Origin of the sequence: Mycobacterium sp. 360MFTsu5.1 (genome assembly GCF_000383495.1) — a bacterium.
GTDB lineage: Bacteria > Actinomycetota > Actinomycetes > Mycobacteriales > Mycobacteriaceae > Mycobacterium > Mycobacterium mucogenicum_B.
Genome location: NZ_KB911464.1, coordinates 511,726 through 528,646, shown reverse-complemented (window position 1 = coordinate 528,646; position 16,921 = coordinate 511,726). Strand labels below are relative to the sequence as shown.

The window sequence follows — 16,921 nt, the reverse complement described above, 5'->3', positions numbered from 1 at the left end:
TCAATTCGGTGCGCGTCGAACGACAACTCGTCCACCCAGTGGGACGGTTTCGCTAAACCCACTCAGCGAACAGATCGGCGACCGGTATGTCGGCGGCGAGCGCCGCCATCAGCAATACCCGGGCCTGGGCGGCGCGCAACCCGCCCGCCGACACCGCCCCGGCGTCCAGCAATGCCCGTCCGGGACCGTAGCCCGATGTGACGCAGGCACCGGGCACCCGTGTCGCAATCGCCACCGCGACGCCGGCAGCGCACAGCCGCTGCACACCGGCGAGCACCCGGGACCCGGCATTGCCCGAACCGAGTGACTCGAGCACGAGTCCGCCGGCACCGGCCGCGGCAAAGGCGTCCATGGCCACCGCGTCGCTGCCGGCATACGCCGCGACGATGTCCACCCGTGGTGTGGACGCCGCCGACAACGCGCCGAGCCGGGGCCGCTGTTTGACCGCGCCGGGGACGAACGAGCCGTCGTCGACCGACCCGACGGCGGTGCCGAGCAAACCGTGCCCGGACTTGGTCAGGCCCAGGGGCTGCCACACCTGGCCGGCCATGCTGACCAGCACCCCGAGATCGCGAGCGGATGCACTGGCGGCCACCGTGATGGCGTCCCGCAGGTTGGCCGGGCCGTCGGCATCGGGTGCGTCGCTGCTGCGCATGGCGCCGGTCAGGACCACCGGCACGGCACCGTCGTACGTCATGTCGAGCCACAACGAGGTTTCTTCCATGGTGTCGGTGCCGTGCGTGACGACTATGCCGTCGGCATCACCGGCAGCCCGTACCGCGGCGCCGATCCGGTCCCAGTCGGCCGGGGTCAGCTCGGAGCTGTCGACCGACATGAGGTCGACGGTGTCGACCTGGACGCCGGCGCCCAGGTCGTGGACCAGGTCGGTGGCGCTGCGTGTCGGCCGGGCTATTCCGTGTTGGTCGGTGCTGGTGGCGATGGTGCCTCCGGTGGCGATCACGACGACGCGAGTCATGGGCGAAATTGTTCCTCACGGCGTCTTTGGGATGATGGGGGAGTGACTGATGAATCCACGGAGCCTGACGCGACCTCGGGCACCGGGCCGGAGACGGCGGAGAAGGCCGAATCGCCGGTGACGGCCCCGCCGCAGGCCCAGCCCGTCGCGCGGCGGCTGCGGCTGTTGCTGATGGTCGCGGCGCTGGTGCTGGGGCTGGATGTGTTGACCAAGGTGCTGGCGGTGAAGCTGCTGGTGCCCGGTCAGCCGGTCGAGATCATCGGCGACACCATCACCTGGACGCTGGTCCGCAATTCCGGGGCGGCCTTCTCGATGGCGACCGGTTACACCTGGGTGCTGACGTTGATCGCCACCGGCGTGGTGCTGGGCATCATCTGGATGGGGCGACGGCTGGTCTCGCTGTGGTGGGCGCTGGGCCTGGGGATGATCCTCGGCGGTGCGGTGGGCAATCTGATGGACCGGTTCTTCCGTTCGCCGGGGCCGTTGCGCGGGCACGTGGTCGATTTCCTCTCGGTCGGCTGGTGGCCGGTGTTCAACGTCGCCGATTCCGCGGTGGTGTGTGGCGCGGTGTTGCTGGTCGGGCTGTCGATGTTCGGCATCGATTTCGACACCGAGGGCAAGCAGCCGCCGGCCGCGGATTCCGCGGAAGCCACTGATACGCAACAGGATTCGTCGGCAGAGCCGGAACCGGCCGCCGCGGCCGCCGACGACGCTGACACCGGCCGATGAGTAGCCGTTCGATGCCGGTCCCCGAAGGACTGGCCGGAATGCGGGTGGACGCGGGCCTGGCTCGCCTGCTGGGGTTGTCGCGCACCGCAGTCGCCACGATCGCCGAAGACGGCGGGGTCGATATCGACGGCGCGCCGGCGGCGAAATCGGACAAGCTGGTGGCGGGTTCCTGGCTGGAGGTTCGGTTGCCGGAGGCGCCGGCTCCGGTGGAGAACACCCCGCAGGAGATCGAGGGCATGGCGATCCTCTACTCCGACGACGACATCGTGGCGGTGGACAAACCGGCCGGCGTGGCGGCACACGCCTCGTTGGGCTGGACCGGCCCGACGGTCCTGGGCGGGCTGGCCGCGGCCGGCTTCCGGATCAGCACGTCGGGCATCCATGAGCGGCAGGGCATCGTGCACCGTCTCGATGCCGGCACGTCCGGCGTCATGGTGGTGGCGTTGTCCGAGCGGGCGTACACGGTGCTCAAGCGGGCGTTCAAGCACCGCACCGTCGACAAGCGGTACCACGCTCTGGTGCAGGGCCACCCGGATCCGTCGAGCGGCACCATCGACGCACCGATCGGCCGGGCCCGGGGCAACGACTGGAAGTTCGCCGTAACCGAGGGCGGCCGGCACAGCATCACGCACTACGACACCATCGAGGCGTTCGTGGCGGCAAGCCTGCTCGATGTGCATCTGGAGACCGGCCGGACCCACCAGATTCGGGTGCATTTCTCCGCGCTGCACCACCCGTGTTGCGGCGACCTGACCTACGGTGCCGATCCGACGCTGGCGAAGAAGCTGGGGCTCGAGCGGCAGTGGCTGCATGCGCGCTCGCTGGGGTTCGCCCATCCGGCCGACGGCCGGTGGATCGAGATCACCAGTGAGTACCCGGCGGAATTGCAGCACGCTCTGGATGTGTTGCATCGGCAGTGACCACTACCGCGACGGCCACTTCGAAACAGAACCGGGGATTGCTGCTCGGGCTCGGCGCCTACGGCTCGTGGGGTCTGTTTCCCGCGTTCTTCCCGCTGTTGAAGCCGGCGAGTGCCTTCGAGGTGCTGGCCCACCGCATCGTGTGGACGGTGCTGCTGATGTTCGTGGTGCTGGCCGTCGGCCGCCGCCTCGGTGACCTGCGCCGGCTGTCGGGCCGCACCTGGGGTCTGTTGGTGTGCGCGTCGGCGTTGATCTCGCTGAACTGGGGCATCTACATCTACGCGGTCAACAACGGCCACGTCGTCGACGCGGCACTGGGCTACTTCATCAATCCGCTGGTGAGTGTGGCGCTGGGCGTCGCGCTGTTCGGCGAGCGGCTCAATCGCGCGCAGGCGGCGGCGCTGGCCATCGCCGCGACCGCGGTGGTAGTGCTGGCGGTGCAGGCCGGTGAAATCCCGGTGATCGGCCTCGGCGTGGCGGTGTCGTTCGGTGTGTACGGCGCGGTCAAGAAGGTGGTGCGCGCCGACCCGCGGGTCAGTGTCGGTGTCGAGGCCGGGGTGGCGGCCCCGTTCGCGGTGGCCTATCTCGTCGTACTCGCGGTTGCGGGGCAGGCGACGGTTCCCGCACTGGGTGCGGGCCACACGCTTCTGATGATGTTGTGCGGCCCGGTGACGGCGCTGCCGCTGTTGATGTTTGCCGGTGCGGCGCAACGGCTTCCGTTGGTCACGATGGGTCTGCTGCAGTATCTGACGCCGGCGCTGCAGATGGCGTGGGGTGTCGTCGTCGGGCATGAGCCCATGCCGGTCGGCCGGTGGGCCGGCTTCGTCCTGATCTGGCTGGCGCTCGCGGTGTTCACCGGTGACGCGGTGGCGCGCAGTCGTCGGGCGCCGGCACCGGATGCCCCGGAGAAGGATCCGGTCGCGACGTAGGCGGCGCTAGGACGCCGCGGCGTGGCGGAATTCGTAGGGCAGGGGTTCGGCGGTACCCGGGTCGCTGACCGGGCGGCCACCGACGAAACTGCGCAGCGTATTGCGGAGCTGGTCCAGGTGGGTGCGCGCCGTGACGATGCGGCGACTGACGGATGTCGCGTCGCCGAGCATGGTGTCGAGATAGTCGTTGATGGCGGCAGGCTGGTCCGCCGGCAGGTCGAAGCCTCCCGGTTTGAGGGTGCGGAGTGCCTTCTCGGTCGACCCGCTCGAAACGGCCAGCGGGACGGCGCCTTCTGTCGCGCCCACGATCAACGCATGAATCCGGTCGCTGGCGACGATGGCCGATTCCCGGTGCAGCGCGCGCACCTTCTTCTCCCACTCGGCGTGCGACTCCTCGCCGAACAGCAGCGGTTCGGTGCCCGGATGCAGCACCCAGGCGAGTTTCTCCATCGCCACGCGATCACGCCGGACCTGGCTGTACACCTGGATGCGCAGGCCACGGGACTTGGCGATGTCCCGCAGGAGGCGAATCTTGTTCTCGTCGAGCGGGTCCCGGTTCCCGCGCGTGGTGACGGCGAGGATCGTGCGTTCGCCGGCCGGGGTGCCCAGGCCTTCGCGCAGGGGGTCGGGGCCTTCCCCGAACGCCCAGTCGGGCGCGACGTCGCCGATGCCGAACGCGGCGGCCGTTCGGGGATCTCGCCAGGCGACGAGCGACATCTTGCGCCGGGCGTAGCGCTCCATCGGCGGCGCGGTGACGGCGGTGTCCGACGACATCCGGACCCCGGCGCCGACCTGGACGGTGGTGCCGCCGCGGGGTCGTGACAGCAGCGCACAGATCGCCGTCCACCAACCCCAGAAGCGTCCGGCGCGTTCGGGCAGGACCAGTTCGCCCGCCGGCATCACCATGAGGGTCCGGCCGGTCAGTGCGCTCGTGGCGTAGCGGCTGAACCAGCCGATCGCGGTGTCGTGCACCACTTCGTCACCGCGCAGCTGCAGCGCCGTGAGGTAGCGCTCGTCATTCCTATCCGGCATCAGCTTGCGGCCGACGTGGACGTGCACCCGGGCGTCGTCGATTCCGTGAAAAGTCCGGAGCAGGCCGCGTCTGAGGATCGAGTCGCCGATGTTGTCGCTCTGTCCCCAGGTGGATAGAAAAACGCGTGCCAATCCACTGCCCCCTTCGACATCCCCGGTACCGGAAATTTCTCGTCCCTGTGAGGATGTCCAGGACACTAACAGGTAGCTACCAGCTTCGGAGACCAGACGGGACGCCTATTTGGTGTTAGCTGGCCGCAGGCGGATCGGCGCCGGCGGCACCGCCGCTATTGACGAATCCGTCGATTCGTGTCGTGAGCGGGGGTGATGCCGGGGGGACTCGACCGCGAGCCGGCGTCAGCGGCCGCTGAACACCTGACGAATGCCCGCCAGCTGCGCCGCGTTGTTCGGGTGGATGAAGATGAAGTTGTTCACATAGTCGGGCGAGCGCTTTCCGCCGACCGACTTCGCGGCCTCGGGCCGCTGCAATGCCGTGGTGTCGAATTCGGCCACGTGCCGGAGCGCGCCGCGGTGCAGGAAATAGCCCTGGTATCCCATGGTGTCGAAAAACGCGAAGGTCTGTGCGACGCCCCCGGCGTTATGCCGTTCCTCGCATTCGACGATGCACGTCGGCTTCGCTGTTTGCAGAGTTCGCACGCCGCCGCGGAGAACGGCCGATTCGTGGCCTTCCACATCGATCTTGAGCACGCCGAGCTGATTCAGACCGAGCTCGTCGATGGTCGTGGTCGGCACGGTGATGGTGCGCAGATCGAAACCCGGATTGGCGTCTTCCTGTAATGAACTCCTGGTGAGGACATCACGGCCGCGGCGGGTGGGGATATGAAATGTCGTCTCACCAATTCGGTCGGACAATGCCACCGGCAGAACCCGATTATCCGGCTTGATGATCCGGCGCAAGCTGGACGCCATGACCGGATGCGCTTCTACGGCAACTACTTTGCGGAAGCGGTTCAGTGCGTAGTACGAATAGACGCCCGCATTCGCGCCGACATCGAGAAAGTCGTGGCTTGAATCCTTGAGTACCGCAAGGAGTCTGAGCTCGGGCTCACCTTTGCGCAACTCCCAGTTGACGAGTTGGCGGGCGCGGAGTGCTGATGCGGAGAACATATTTGCTATTCGTTGCATTCCTTGACGGGATCGAGAACGTGTTTCAGTGGCCGTAGATGCGGTCGCGGAAGACCGCTGCGGTGCGGGCGGCGGCCTCGCGCCAGTTGCTGTAGTTGCCCGCCCAGTTGCGCATCGACTCGCGGTCGACGCTGCCGGCCTTCTCGCGTGCTTCGGCGAGGCCCGCGGCCAGTCCGTCGACTCCGAGCTCGATCGGGTACAGGCGTTGCCCACCGGCCAGGTCGACGAGGTGGTTGACCTCGGGGCCGATCACGGGGCAGCCCATGCTCAGTGCCAGCAGCGCGCTGCCCGAGGTGAAGAAGCCCCGGTGGGCGATGACGGCGCCGTCGGCCGCGGCGAAGTACAGCGGAACCTCTGACTTCGGAATGCGTTTGGCGCACACGAGGATTCGCGGGTCTTCCCGCGCGAGGGCGAGATCCGCCGAGACGTCACCCTGTGGATTGCCGGCCAGGATCAGCCGGTCCTGGTCTCTGGCGACCTTCTGGAAGGCGTGGATGATGTCGCTGATGCCCTTGTAGGGGCGCAGCAATCCGAAGGACAGTGCGACGAAGCCGTCGGCGGGCAGGCCGAGTTTGGCGCGCGCCTCCAGCTGTGACGGCGGTGCCGGATGTGAGTCGATGTAGTGCGGGTGTCGAACCACGGTGCACGGTCCCGTGTAGCCGAATTCCCGCGCGAGCGTCTCCTGGGCGCTGGGAAAGTGGATGAACACGTGGTCGACGAGCGCGAGCAGGTCCTTGCGGATGCTGCGGCCCAGGTCGGGGTGCGGATCATCGTGTGGCACGAGGTTGTGCGCCGTCCAGGCGATGCGCACGCCGCGCCGTTTCAGTATTTGCAATTGCCGGTTGAATGCCGCGGCCCGCGCTTCGTATATCCACCGCACGTGGCTGGTGTGCGCTTCGGTGGACCAATGCAGGTGCAGCCAATCGCCACTGTGCAGTCGCGCGGATTCGATACTCAGAATATGTGGCGCGGAAACTTCCAGGCCTTCCGCGCGTAACCCATCGATCATGTTGGGCAAATAGGGGTTGTCCAACCAGTGTGGCCATACCGCGACCCGAATCGGGTTTGTTTCCTTGGCGGCAGGGGCATCAAGAGTTGGCTGTGCAGGCCGGGTGAGCGAACGCGCCATGCAGCGGACTCTACAGTTACCCGCCGCAAATCTGCCATATATGTGGGAATTACCGGGACGCCCGGGAATTTCGTTTGTTTACCAATGCAAACGGCCGTCCCAACTCCGGCCGGACTTCAAGAGATTGCGTGGTCGGAGGGGGTTTCGGGCCGCAATTCTGACGTCGACAACAATTGCGTTGCCTCGCATATCTCTGGCAAATAACGGTTCGCATGGTCAATTGTCGTGGACACCGCCGACCGGCAATCAAGTGCCGCCAAATAGTGTGCATTTCGGGCCCGTAATCGGCACAATCGCATTTGCGGCACCGTCACAGCAACGTCATAGGAACCGGATTGACGTCCGGCGGCGTCGATCGAGCAAAGGGTGGTGCGGCATGCCCGGATTCCAGGACCTGGCGGCGGCCGCAACGCCGCCAGCTGCGCGCGCCACCGTCGGGACGGCCGGACCTCAGTTCGCGGCGTCTCACCGAAGCCCCGGCGGCACAGTGTGGTGTACTTAGCTGCGACGGCTGCTGCTCTCGAATAATCCCGGGTCCGTGCGTCCCGACCGTGCGTGGAGCGCGCTGAAATGATCGACCGGCGACCCCTCGGGTGGCCGGAAAGTAACTGCGACGACGTGGAGTTCGGCTATATGAGATTGAGCGTGATTGGAACGGGCTATCTGGGTGCCGTTCACGCCGCTTGCATGGCACATATCGGGCACGAGGTCGTCGCGTACGACACCGACGCGTCGAAGATCGCCGCCTTGTCGGCCGGTACCTCGCCGTTCTACGAGCCCGGGTTCGACGAACTGCTCGCCACGGTGCTCGCCACCGGCCGGCTGCGTTTCACCCAGTCGGTGCAGGAAGCGGTGTCCGGCGCTTCGGTGCATTTCGTCTGTGTCGGTACCCCGCAGATGGCCGGCTCCGACGCCGCGAACATCGAGTACGTCAACAGCGCCTTCCGCGCAGTGGCCGCCAACGCCGACTGTGCGGGGCTGGTCGTCGGTAAGTCGACCGTTCCGGTCGGCACGGCCCAGCGCCTTGCCGACGAGGTGGCGAAGACCTCGACGGATCTCGAAGTGGCGTGGAATCCGGAGTTCCTCCGCGAGGGCAAGGCCATCGAGGACACGTTGCAGCCCGACCGCCTGGTGTTCGGGGTCACCTCCGAGTACGCCGAGAAGACGCTGCAAGAGGTGTACGGCTCTTTGCTCGACGGCGGCACGCCCTATCTGACGGCGGACCTCCCGACGTCCGAACTGGTGAAGGTCGCCGCGAATGCTTTTCTGGCGACCAAGATTTCGTTCATCAACGCCATGGCCGAGGTGTGCGAGATCGTCGACGCCGACGTCACGGTGCTCAGCCGCGCGCTCGGGTACGACGACCGCATCGGCAAGCGCTTCCTGAACGCGGGCCTGGGCTTCGGCGGCGGCTGCCTGCCCAAGGACATCCGGGCGTTCAGCGCCCGGGCCGGCGAGCTGGGCGCCTCGGACGCGCTGCGGTTCCTGCACGAGGTCGACAAGATCAACCTGCGCCGCCGGGAGAAGGCCGTGTCGGTCGCGCGTGCGGTCGTCGGTGGGGAGTTCCTCGGCCAGAGCATCGCCGTCCTGGGTGCCGCGTTCAAGCCCAACAGCGACGACGTCCGTGACTCGCCGGCGCTGAACGTGGCTGCCGCGATGCACTTGAAGGGCGCCGACGTCCGCGTCCACGATCCGAAGGCGATCGACAACGCCAAGGCCCGGTTCCCGACGCTCGGCTACTTCGACAGCGCCGAGGAGGCCTGCCGGAACGCGGATCTCATCGTGCTGGCGACGGAGTGGGACGAGTACACCAACATCGACCCGGAGGCGTTCCGCTCGGTGGTGAAGGAGCCACGCCTGCTGGACACCCGGAACGTCATCGACCGCGAGAGCTGGTCGCGGGCCGGGTGGCAGGTGTACTCCCTCGGTCGTGGCGGATTGCACGTCTAGTAGAGGAGATTGATCCATGGCGGGTCAGACGATCGACGTGATCATTCCGGTCCGCGACATGGCCGATCACCTTCCGGGCCTGTTGCGGCCGTTGCTCGATCAGCTGTCCGACGGTGACCGGGTCACCGTCGTCGACGACGCATCGGTCGACGAGACCGCGGCGGTCGCGCGCTCGTTGGGCGCGCGCGTCGTGACGCTGACGAACAGCCGGGGTCCGTACTACGCGCGCCAGGTCGCCGCGAGCCGGTCGGACGCCGACATCCTGCTCTTCATCGACGGCCGCTGCCGGCCGCTGCCCGGTCTGCTCGACGCGCACCGGGCGCTGCAGGCACAGCCGGGAGTTGCGTTGTCCTGCACCAACGTTCGCACGTTGTCGGGGCCGACGGTGGCTGCCCGGATGGCGGCAAAGATGCAGCCGTTCATGCTGCCCCGCGGCGGCGGCGCGATGAAGGCCGTCGTCGGCATGGTGCCGCCACGGCCCGACTACTACCCGACCTGCAATCTCGGTATCGACCGGATCGCATTCGAGAAGGTGGACGGGTTCCGGGCGATGCGCGGTGGCGGCGATCTCGATATCTGCTGGCGGATCCAGGACCAGTCGCTCGGCACCATCGCCACCGACACGCGGGTGCTGATGGAGTGGGAGCCGCGGACGGCGATCCGCGATCTGGCCAGCCAGTGGAAGCGCTACGGCAACAGCAACGCGTACATCCGCTGGGCGCACCGCAATGACTCGGTCAGCAAGGGCACCCATGCGCCCGCACGTGTCTCACCCGCGGAAGCGTGGACGACGATGCGTGCCGAGCTGCGCCGCCCGGTGTCGGAGCTGGCGGCGACCGCGATCCTCGGAATCGCTTTCCAGTACGGCTATTTCGCGGCGCAGCTGAAGCGCAAGGAGTTCGAGATGCCGGTCCATTTCGACGTGTCCCGGGACACGGACTAGGCCTGGGCCGAGTCCGGCGGGCTCAGCCGTCGACCTTGCCGCCCTCGACTGCCGCGCGGTACGAACGCACCGCCAGCGGCACGACGACTGCCGCGATCACCACGAGCCAGAGCGTCGCCACGGCGAGGGGCTGCCAGAACGCACCGCCGTTCGACAGAGCCCGCATGGCGGCGGCCGCCGGTGCGATCGGCTGGTAGTCGGCGATCGGGCGCAGCGCGGCCGGAATCTTCGCCGGCGGGATCAGCGTCGCGAACGCCAGGCCCATGCACGCGGTGTTGGTCCAGGTGAGGATCATCCGGCCCTGGGGTCGCAGGGCCAGCGTGATCACGATGGTGGCGAACACCACCACGATGGCGACGGGGATCAACAGATAGACCACCAGCGCGATCCAGCTGCCCGAGAACCGGAAGCCCATCAGGTAACCGGCCGCCACCACGAACGCCGATGCCGCAAAGGTGCGCAGCGCCTCGGCGAGCAGCGCGCCGGTCAGGGGAGACGTCCGCCGGACCGGCATGATCCACAGCCGCGTCAGCAGACCGCTGTCGCGGTCGTGGGGGACGGCCAGACCGGCGCCGATGGCGCCCGACATGGCACCGGCCAGCGTGCACACGGGGATCAGGACATCCAGTCCGCTGTTGCCGGTGAGGCGGACCATCGACTTGCCGACCAGGATGCCGTAGATGAGCAGCAGCAGGGTCGGGAACACCAGGGCCTGCACGGGCACCATCGGGTACCGGCGCCACTGGATGAACAGCCGGCTCGCGAATATCCAGCTCTCGGTGAGGCGCGAATGTTGGTGCTGTTTGGTCGGATTCACGATGAGCGCTCCTGAAGTCGAACCGCGACAGCGCCGAAGACGACCAACAGCCCGACGGTCCACGCGATGCTGGCGCCGAGGATGCCCGTGTCGATGTGACCGCTGGTGAATCCGCGCAGCGCGTCGGTGATCAGCGAAACCGGTTGGTAGCGCACGAAAGAATGCAGCCACGTGGGAAACGCCTCGACGGGCGCCAGGCCGGTCGACAGCATCACCAGGAACAGCTGGGGGATCAGCAGCAGCTGGCTGGCCACCTCGGCACGTCCGGCCTTTGAGCCGGTGGCGTCGGCGCCGAAGGACACGGCCAGGGTCAACGTCAGCGCCAGCACGATGAAGGCGGCCGCATAGCCGAAACCTGTCGTCAGGCGGAATCCGAACAGGTACGCGGCCAGCACCGAGGCGACCAATGCCAGTAGTCCGCGGATCAGGCAGTAGGCCATGCGGGCCAGGAATGGCGCATAGGGAGAGATGGGGAGCGTGCGCATGCGGGCGCCGAGTCCGCTGGCCTTCTCCCCGGCGGCCCGGTCGGTCGTGGTCAGGGCGCCGAACAACATCGCCTGGACGACGACCGCGGGCAGGATGTACTGCACGTAGCTCATGTCGCCGGTGGCGATGACGTCACCGAGCATGAAGGTGAGGCCGATCAGCGTGGATACCGGCACCAGTACGGCGAAGACGAGGTCCAGCCAGCCCTTGCGGAGGATGCGGGCCGTCAGGAGTCCGAACGCCGTCACTTCGACTTGACCGGGGTGGTGAGGTGGAGGAACACCTCGTCGAGTGAGGGGCGGCGCAGAGAGATGTCGATGAGTTCGACGCCGATCTCGTCCATCCGGCGGAAGACCTCGGTCAGGGTCGCGACGCCGCCCGGCGCCGGTACCGACACCGTCGTCGCGTCGGTGTCGACCTCGATCTCGTCGAAGTCCGCCAGGGCCGTCGCGATGCGCGGCAGGTCATCCGGGTTGAGGGGCGTCATCTCGCAGTAGCTCGAGCCCGTCTGGCGCTTGAGCTCGTCGGCCGTCCCGCGGGCGACGATCTGCCCGCCGTTGAGGATGACGATGGAATCGCTGAGGATGTCGGCTTCCTCCAGGTACTGCGTCGTCAGCAGGACCGTGATGCCCTGGGCCTTCATCGAGGACACCAGATTCCAGACGTCGCGGCGGCTGCGCGGGTCGAGGCCGGTGGTCGGCTCATCGAGGAACAGCACCTTCGGCGGGACGACGAGCGAGACCGCGATGTCGATCCGGCGGCGCATACCGCCGGAGTACCCGCTCACCTGACGGTCCGCGGCGTGTCCCATGTCGAATTGGGTGATCAGTTCGTCGGCCCGGCTGCGGGCTTCGCCGCGCCGCAGGCCGCGCAGGCGTCCGAACAGGACGAGGTTCTCCCGTCCGGTCAGCCGGAGGTCGAGGGCGGCGTCCTGTCCGGTGACGCCGATGGACTGCCGGACCTTCGCGGGTTCCTTTGCCACGTCGTAGCCGGCGACGATGGCCTGGCCCGAGCTCGGCTTGAGCAAGGTTGACAGGATCTTGACCGTCGTCGTCTTGCCGGCGCCGTTGTGTCCCAGCAACGCACACACAGAGCCCGTGGGGACGGAAAAGCTCACGTCGCGGAGTGCGGGAACGGACCCGCCAAAAGTCTTGGCGACGCTAATGAGCTCGATCACGGACTCATACGATACAGAGAGCGACCGTGCATTCAATTCGCACAGCGCCCGCCGCGATGTGGACATCATCACTATGTGTCGCCGGGCGAGGGCCGCGTCCGGGCCGCGATTCGGTTGCCGAATCTCTACGTCGGCGACAAATTTTCGGGCAAATGAATAGCGGTACTCGTTGCCGCCGCGGCATGTGTCGCCGCTCGACCGCCGGACACGCCGCCGTCTGTGCCGGTCACCGGACTGAATCGACCACGCGGGCGGGTCGCACGGGGCAAGCCGGTCGACGGTTGGCGGGGTTGCGGTTGACCATGTATCAGCTATGTCTTAGAGTTTGCTGAATTCGTAAATATCCCTTTCTGTGCGAGGACGTGGCATGGTGCATCTCGATGTTCTCCCAGTGAAGGCAACACGCCGTCGGGGTCGCCCGGCGGGCACCGATTCGGCACAGACCCGGGCGCGCATCCTGGGCGCCGCGCGCGAGGTGATCGCGGTCCGTGGCTACCACGCCACCACCATCCAGGCCATCGCCGAGATCGCCGAGTTGAGCCGTCCTACGCTGCATTACCACTTCCAGACGCGCGAGGACATCTACCACTGCCTGCTGAACGAGATCGCCACGACGATCGACCTCTGCATCGCCCGTGCCGGCGCGGAATCCACTCTTCCAGCACAGATTTCGGTGCTCATCACCGAATTCCGCAACGCCGGTGTCCATGAGCCGGGCAGTGTGGCGCTGCTGGTCAGTTCGTATCTGGAGGCCGACCGGCTACCGGCGCCGCGCCGGGACGCGAAGGCCGCCGTCCGCAAATTCATGGACCAGGCTGTGCGGGACGCCGTCGCGCGCGGCGAGTTGCCTGCCGGGACGGCTGTGGCCCCTGTTGCCGATCTGCTGTACACCATGGTGTGGGGGCTCGGGTTCTATGCCGGGCTGGTGGCCGACCGGGATCGTGTCGAGGCGGTAACTAAGCAACTGCAACAGGTGTTGCACAAGGGGTTGCTGGTGGGTTCCGTGGCAACGGCAGCCGGGCCCGCCGGAGAGCCCGCGCCCGCGGCCGCCACGGCGTCGTCGTAGTCCCGCCGACGACACAGAGCCCGACACGCCGAGACGTGTCGGTGGCCCGTTTTAGACTGGCAGCCCTATGAGCCAGTTCGTGCACCTCCACAATCACACCGAGTACTCGATGCTGGACGGTGCTGCGAAGGTCAAGCCTATGGTGCAGGAAGCCATCCGGTTGGGCATGCCGGCGATCGGCATGACCGACCACGGAAACATGTTCGGCGCCAGCGAGTTCTACAACACCGCCACCAAAGAGGGCATCAAGCCGATCATCGGCATCGAGGCGTACATCGCGCCCGCGTCGCGCTTCAACACCAAGCGCATCACCTGGGGTGACCCGAGCCAGAAGAGCGACGACGTCTCGGGTAGTGGTTCGTACACCCACATGACGATGGTCGCGGAGAACGCGACCGGTCTGCGCAACCTGTTCAAGCTGTCGTCGCTGGCGTCGTTCGAAGGTCAGCTCGGCAAGTGGTCCCGCATGGACGCGGAGATCATCGCCGAGCACTCCGCGGGCATCATCGCCACCACCGGCTGCCCGTCGGGCGAGGTGCAGACTCGACTGCGCCTCGGACACGAGCAGGAAGCCATCGAGGCCGCGGCCAAGTGGCAGGACATCTTCGGCAAGGAGAACTTCTTCCTCGAGCTGATGGACCACGGCATCGAGATCGAGCGCCGGGTCCGCGAGGGCCTGCTGGACATCGGCAAGAAGCTCGGCATCCCGCCGCTGGCCACCAACGACTGCCACTACGTCACCCGTGAGGCCTCGCACAACCACGAGGCGCTGCTGTGTATCCAGACCGGCAAGACGCTGTCCGACCCGACGCGGTTCAAGTTCGACGGTGACGGCTACTACCTCAAGTCGGCCGCGGACATGCGGGCCATGTGGGACCACCAGGTACCCGGTGCCTGCGATTCGACGTTGCTGATCGCCGAGCGCGTCGAGTCCTACGCCGACGTCTGGAAGTTCCACGACCGGATGCCGATCTTCCCGGTGCCCGAGGGCGAGACGCAGGCCACGTGGCTGCGTAAAGAGGTGCTGCGTGGCCTGGACCGGCGTTTCCCGGCCGGCCCGCCGCAGGAGTACCTCGACCGCGCCGAGTACGAGATCAGCGTCATCGTGCAGATGGGCTTCCCGGCGTACTTCCTCGTCGTCGGTGACCTCATCAGCCACGCGCGCGAAGTCGGTATCTGGGTGGGCCCGGGCCGAGGTTCGGCGGCCGGTTCGCTCGTCGCCTGGGCGATGGGCATCACCAACATCGACCCCATCCCGCACGGTCTGCTGTTCGAGCGCTTCCTCAACCCCGAGCGCGTGTCGATGCCCGATATCGATATCGACTTCGACGACCGCCGCCGCGGTGAGATGGTGCGCTACGCCAGCGAGAAGTGGGGCAGTGACCGCGTCGCCCAGGTCATCACCTTCGGTACCATCAAAACCAAAGCGGCGCTGAAAGATTCGGCCCGCGTCCACTACGGGCAGCCGGGCTTCGCCATCGCCGACCGGATCACCAAGGCGCTGCCGCCGCCGATCATGGCCAAGGACATCTCGGTGGCGGGCATCACCGACCCCAACCACGAGCGGTACAAGGAAGCCGCCGAGGTCCGTGCGCTGATCGACACCGACCCGGACGTGCGCACCATCTACGAGACCGCCCGCGGCCTGGAGGGCCTGGTCCGTAACGCCGGCGTGCACGCCTGTGCGGTGATCATGAGCTCCGAGCCGCTCATCGATGCCATCCCGATGTGGAAGCGCGCCCAGGACGGCGCCATCATCACCGGCTGGGACTACCCGTCGTGTGAGGCCATCGGTCTGCTGAAGATGGACTTCCTGGGGCTGCGCAACCTCACCGTCATCGGTGACGCCCTGGAGAACATCAAGGCCAACCGCGGCATCGATCTGGACCTCGATCACCTGAGCCTGGACGACTCGAAAACCTACGAGCTGCTGGCGCGCGGCGACACGCTCGGGGTGTTCCAGCTCGACGGTTCCGCGATGCGTGATCTGCTGAAACTGATGCGGCCGACGGGCTTCGAGGACATCGTGGCCGTCCTGGCGCTGTACCGGCCGGGTCCGATGGGTGTGGATGCGCACACCGACTACGCCAAGCGTAAGAACGGGCTGCAGGAGATCAAGCCGATCCACCCGGAGCTCGAAGAGCCGCTGCGCGACATCCTTTCCGAGACTTACGGTTTGATCGTCTACCAAGAGCAGATCATGCACATCGCGCAGAAGGTGGCGGGCTACTCGCTCGGCCAAGCAGACCTGCTGCGTCGCGCGATGGGTAAGAAGAAGAAGGAAATCCTCGACGAGGCCTACGGCGGGTTCGCCGACGGCATGAAGCAGAACGGCTTCTCGCAGGCGGCGATCACCGCGCTCTGGGACACGGTGCTGCCGTTCGCCGGCTACGCGTTCAACAAGTCGCACGCTGCCGGGTACGGCCTGGTGTCGTTCTGGACCGCCTACCTCAAGGCCAACTATCCGGCCGAGTACATGGCGGGTCTGCTGACCTCGGTCGGTGACGACAAGGACAAGGCCGCGATCTACCTGGCGGATTGCCGCCGCCTGGGCATCACCGTGCTGCCGCCGGACGTCAACGAGTCGGTGCACAACTTCGCCTCGGTCGGCAAGGACATCCGCTACGGGCTGGGCGGTGTGCGCAACGTCGGCGCCAACGTGGTGCAGTCCATCATCGCGGCCCGCACCGACAAGGGGAAATACACCGATTTCTCCGACTACCTCAGCAAGATCGACATCACGGCCTGCAACAAGCGGGTCACCGAATCTCTGGTCAAGGCAGGCGCTTTCGACTCGCTGGGCCACGCCCGCAAGGGCCTGTTCCTGGTGCACGCCGACGCGGTCGACTCGGTGCTCGGCACCAAGAAGGCCGAGGCGATGGGCCAGTTCGACCTGTTCGGCGGCGGTGACGCCGGGGATGCCGGCGATGCGGCCTTCACCATCAAGGTCCCCGACGACGAGTGGGACGACAAGCACAAGCTCGCCCTGGAGCGAGAGATGCTGGGCCTGTACGTTTCCGGCCATCCGCTCAACGGCGTCGCGCACCTGCTCACTGCTCAGGTGGACACCCAGATTCCGGCCATCCTCGAGGGTGCTGTCGCCAACGACTCGCAGGTCCGCATCGGCGGCATTCTGGCGGGCGTGGTACGACGGGTCAACAAGCAGGGATTGCCCTGGGCCTCAGCCCAATTGGAAGACCTCAACGGTTCGGTGACGGTGAACTTCTTCCCGAAGACCTACGCCGTGTTCGGTGCCGACATCATGGACGACGCCATCGTGCTGGTGAGCGGCAAGGCCCGGGTCGAGGACGAGCGGGTCTCGATCTTCGCCAGTGACCTTGTGGTGCCGGACTTTTCGAATGCGCAGGCCGACCGTCCGCTCGCGGTGAGCCTGCCGACCCGGCAGTGCACCCCGGAGAAGGTCAGCGCGCTCAAGCAGGTGCTGGCCCACCACCCGGGCACCTCTCAGGTGCATCTGCGGCTCATCAGCGGGGACCGGATCACCACCCTGGAACTGGACCAGACGCTGCGCGTGACACCGTCGTCGGCGTTGATGGGTGACTTGAAGGCTCTGCTGGGTCCGGGCTGTCTCGGAGGTTAGCTGGAACCATCCCGAGGTGG

The 16,921-nt window shown here is 66.9% G+C and carries 14 protein-coding genes; 7 read left to right on the top strand and 7 right to left on the bottom strand.

All coding sequences use genetic code 11. The features are described 5' to 3' along the window. Positions 1–52: 52 nt before the first annotated feature. Positions 53–976, bottom strand: a complete 924-nt coding sequence (locus H289_RS0109370; RefSeq protein ID WP_020100519.1) for an asparaginase — start codon at positions 974–976, stop codon at positions 53–55. Between the two features lie 117 nt (positions 977–1,093). Between H289_RS0109370 and lspA the strand changes: the two genes are divergently transcribed. Genes lspA through rarD form a run of 3 tightly spaced genes read left to right on the top strand, consistent with a single transcriptional unit; the run spans position 1,094 to position 3,554 of the window. Next, the gene (gene lspA, locus H289_RS0109365) at positions 1,094–1,705 is read left to right on the top strand and encodes a signal peptidase II (protein ID WP_231387989.1); all 612 of its coding nucleotides are present in this window, start codon (positions 1,094–1,096) and stop codon (positions 1,703–1,705) included. After that, positions 1,702–2,625, top strand: coding sequence for an RluA family pseudouridine synthase (locus H289_RS0109360; protein WP_029105011.1), 924 nt, complete (start codon positions 1,702–1,704; stop codon positions 2,623–2,625). The genes lspA and H289_RS0109360 overlap by 4 nt, the downstream gene beginning before the upstream one ends. Next, the gene (gene rarD, locus H289_RS0109355) at positions 2,622–3,554 is read left to right on the top strand and encodes an EamA family transporter RarD (RefSeq protein ID WP_020100516.1); all 933 of its coding nucleotides are present in this window, start codon (positions 2,622–2,624) and stop codon (positions 3,552–3,554) included. Before H289_RS0109360 ends, rarD begins: the two co-directional genes overlap by 4 nt. A gap of 6 nt (positions 3,555–3,560) precedes the next feature. On the opposite strand, the gene H289_RS0109350 is transcribed toward rarD, so the two are convergent. The 3 genes from H289_RS0109350 to H289_RS0109340 all read right to left on the bottom strand — a co-directional run bounded on the left by H289_RS0109350 (position 3,561) and on the right by H289_RS0109340 (position 6,612). Further along, a complete protein-coding gene (locus H289_RS0109350) occupies positions 3,561–4,718 on the bottom strand; it encodes a polysaccharide pyruvyl transferase family protein (protein ID WP_020100515.1) in 1,158 nt (385 codons plus the stop codon). A 225-nt stretch (positions 4,719–4,943) separates the two neighbouring features. Beyond that, positions 4,944–5,714, bottom strand: a complete 771-nt coding sequence (locus H289_RS0109345; protein WP_020100514.1) for an FkbM family methyltransferase — start codon at positions 5,712–5,714, stop codon at positions 4,944–4,946. A 43-nt stretch (positions 5,715–5,757) separates the two neighbouring features. Then, positions 5,758–6,612: a glycosyltransferase gene (locus H289_RS0109340; protein ID WP_167542128.1), complete on the bottom strand. Its 855-nt coding sequence runs from the start codon at positions 6,610–6,612 to the stop codon at positions 5,758–5,760. Between the two features lie 882 nt (positions 6,613–7,494). On the opposite strand from H289_RS0109340, the gene H289_RS0109335 reads away from it, so the two are divergent. Together H289_RS0109335 and H289_RS0109330 are read left to right on the top strand one after the other, a co-directional pair. After that, complete coding sequence (locus tag H289_RS0109335; protein WP_029105009.1) at positions 7,495–8,811, top strand: UDP-glucose dehydrogenase family protein; 1,317 nt, start codon at positions 7,495–7,497, stop codon at positions 8,809–8,811. Positions 8,812–8,827: 16 nt separating this feature from the next. Continuing rightward, positions 8,828–9,754: a glycosyltransferase family 2 protein gene (locus tag H289_RS0109330; protein ID WP_029105008.1), complete on the top strand. Its 927-nt coding sequence runs from the start codon at positions 8,828–8,830 to the stop codon at positions 9,752–9,754. A 22-nt stretch (positions 9,755–9,776) separates the two neighbouring features. Here the strand turns inward: H289_RS0109330 and H289_RS0109325 are convergent, their stop codons facing one another. From H289_RS0109325 to H289_RS0109315, 3 genes are read right to left on the bottom strand one after another with little or no spacing between them, the layout of a single operon-like run. Then, positions 9,777–10,571 carry an ABC transporter permease gene (locus H289_RS0109325; RefSeq protein ID WP_029105007.1) on the bottom strand — a complete coding sequence of 265 codons (795 nt, stop codon included), beginning with the start codon at positions 10,569–10,571 and terminating at the stop codon, positions 9,777–9,779. Next, positions 10,568–11,305 (bottom strand): ABC transporter permease, encoded by a 738-nt coding sequence (locus tag H289_RS0109320; protein WP_029105006.1) that lies wholly within the window; start codon positions 11,303–11,305, stop codon positions 10,568–10,570. Before H289_RS0109320 ends, H289_RS0109325 begins: the two co-directional genes overlap by 4 nt. Continuing rightward, the gene (locus H289_RS0109315; RefSeq protein WP_020100511.1) at positions 11,302–12,234 is read right to left on the bottom strand and encodes a daunorubicin resistance protein DrrA family ABC transporter ATP-binding protein; all 933 of its coding nucleotides are present in this window, start codon (positions 12,232–12,234) and stop codon (positions 11,302–11,304) included. Before H289_RS0109315 ends, H289_RS0109320 begins: the two co-directional genes overlap by 4 nt. A gap of 391 nt (positions 12,235–12,625) precedes the next feature. On the opposite strand from H289_RS0109315, the gene H289_RS30185 reads away from it, so the two are divergent. After that, complete coding sequence (locus H289_RS30185; RefSeq protein WP_196810009.1) at positions 12,626–13,300, top strand: TetR/AcrR family transcriptional regulator; 675 nt, start codon at positions 12,626–12,628, stop codon at positions 13,298–13,300. Positions 13,301–13,367: 67 nt separating this feature from the next. Beyond that, the gene (gene dnaE, locus H289_RS0109305) at positions 13,368–16,901 is read left to right on the top strand and encodes a DNA polymerase III subunit alpha (RefSeq protein WP_020100509.1); all 3,534 of its coding nucleotides are present in this window, start codon (positions 13,368–13,370) and stop codon (positions 16,899–16,901) included. Positions 16,902–16,921: the final 20 nt, after the last annotated feature.

Excerpts from the sequence above, each read along its gene's own strand:
- H289_RS0109335 (WP_029105009.1), top strand. The coding sequence starts at position 7,495 with ATGAGATTGAGCGTGATTGGAACGGGCTATCTGGGTGCCGTTCACGCC.
- H289_RS0109360 (WP_029105011.1), top strand. The coding sequence starts at position 1,702 with ATGAGTAGCCGTTCGATGCCGGTCCCCGAAGGACTGGCCGGAATGCGG.
- H289_RS0109330 (WP_029105008.1), top strand. The coding sequence starts at position 8,828 with ATGGCGGGTCAGACGATCGACGTGATCATTCCGGTCCGCGACATGGCC.
- H289_RS0109370 (WP_020100519.1), bottom strand. The coding sequence starts at position 976 with ATGACTCGCGTCGTCGTGATCGCCACCGGAGGCACCATCGCCACCAGC.
- H289_RS0109345 (WP_020100514.1), bottom strand. The coding sequence starts at position 5,714 with ATGTTCTCCGCATCAGCACTCCGCGCCCGCCAACTCGTCAACTGGGAG.
- dnaE (WP_020100509.1), top strand. The coding sequence starts at position 13,368 with ATGAGCCAGTTCGTGCACCTCCACAATCACACCGAGTACTCGATGCTG.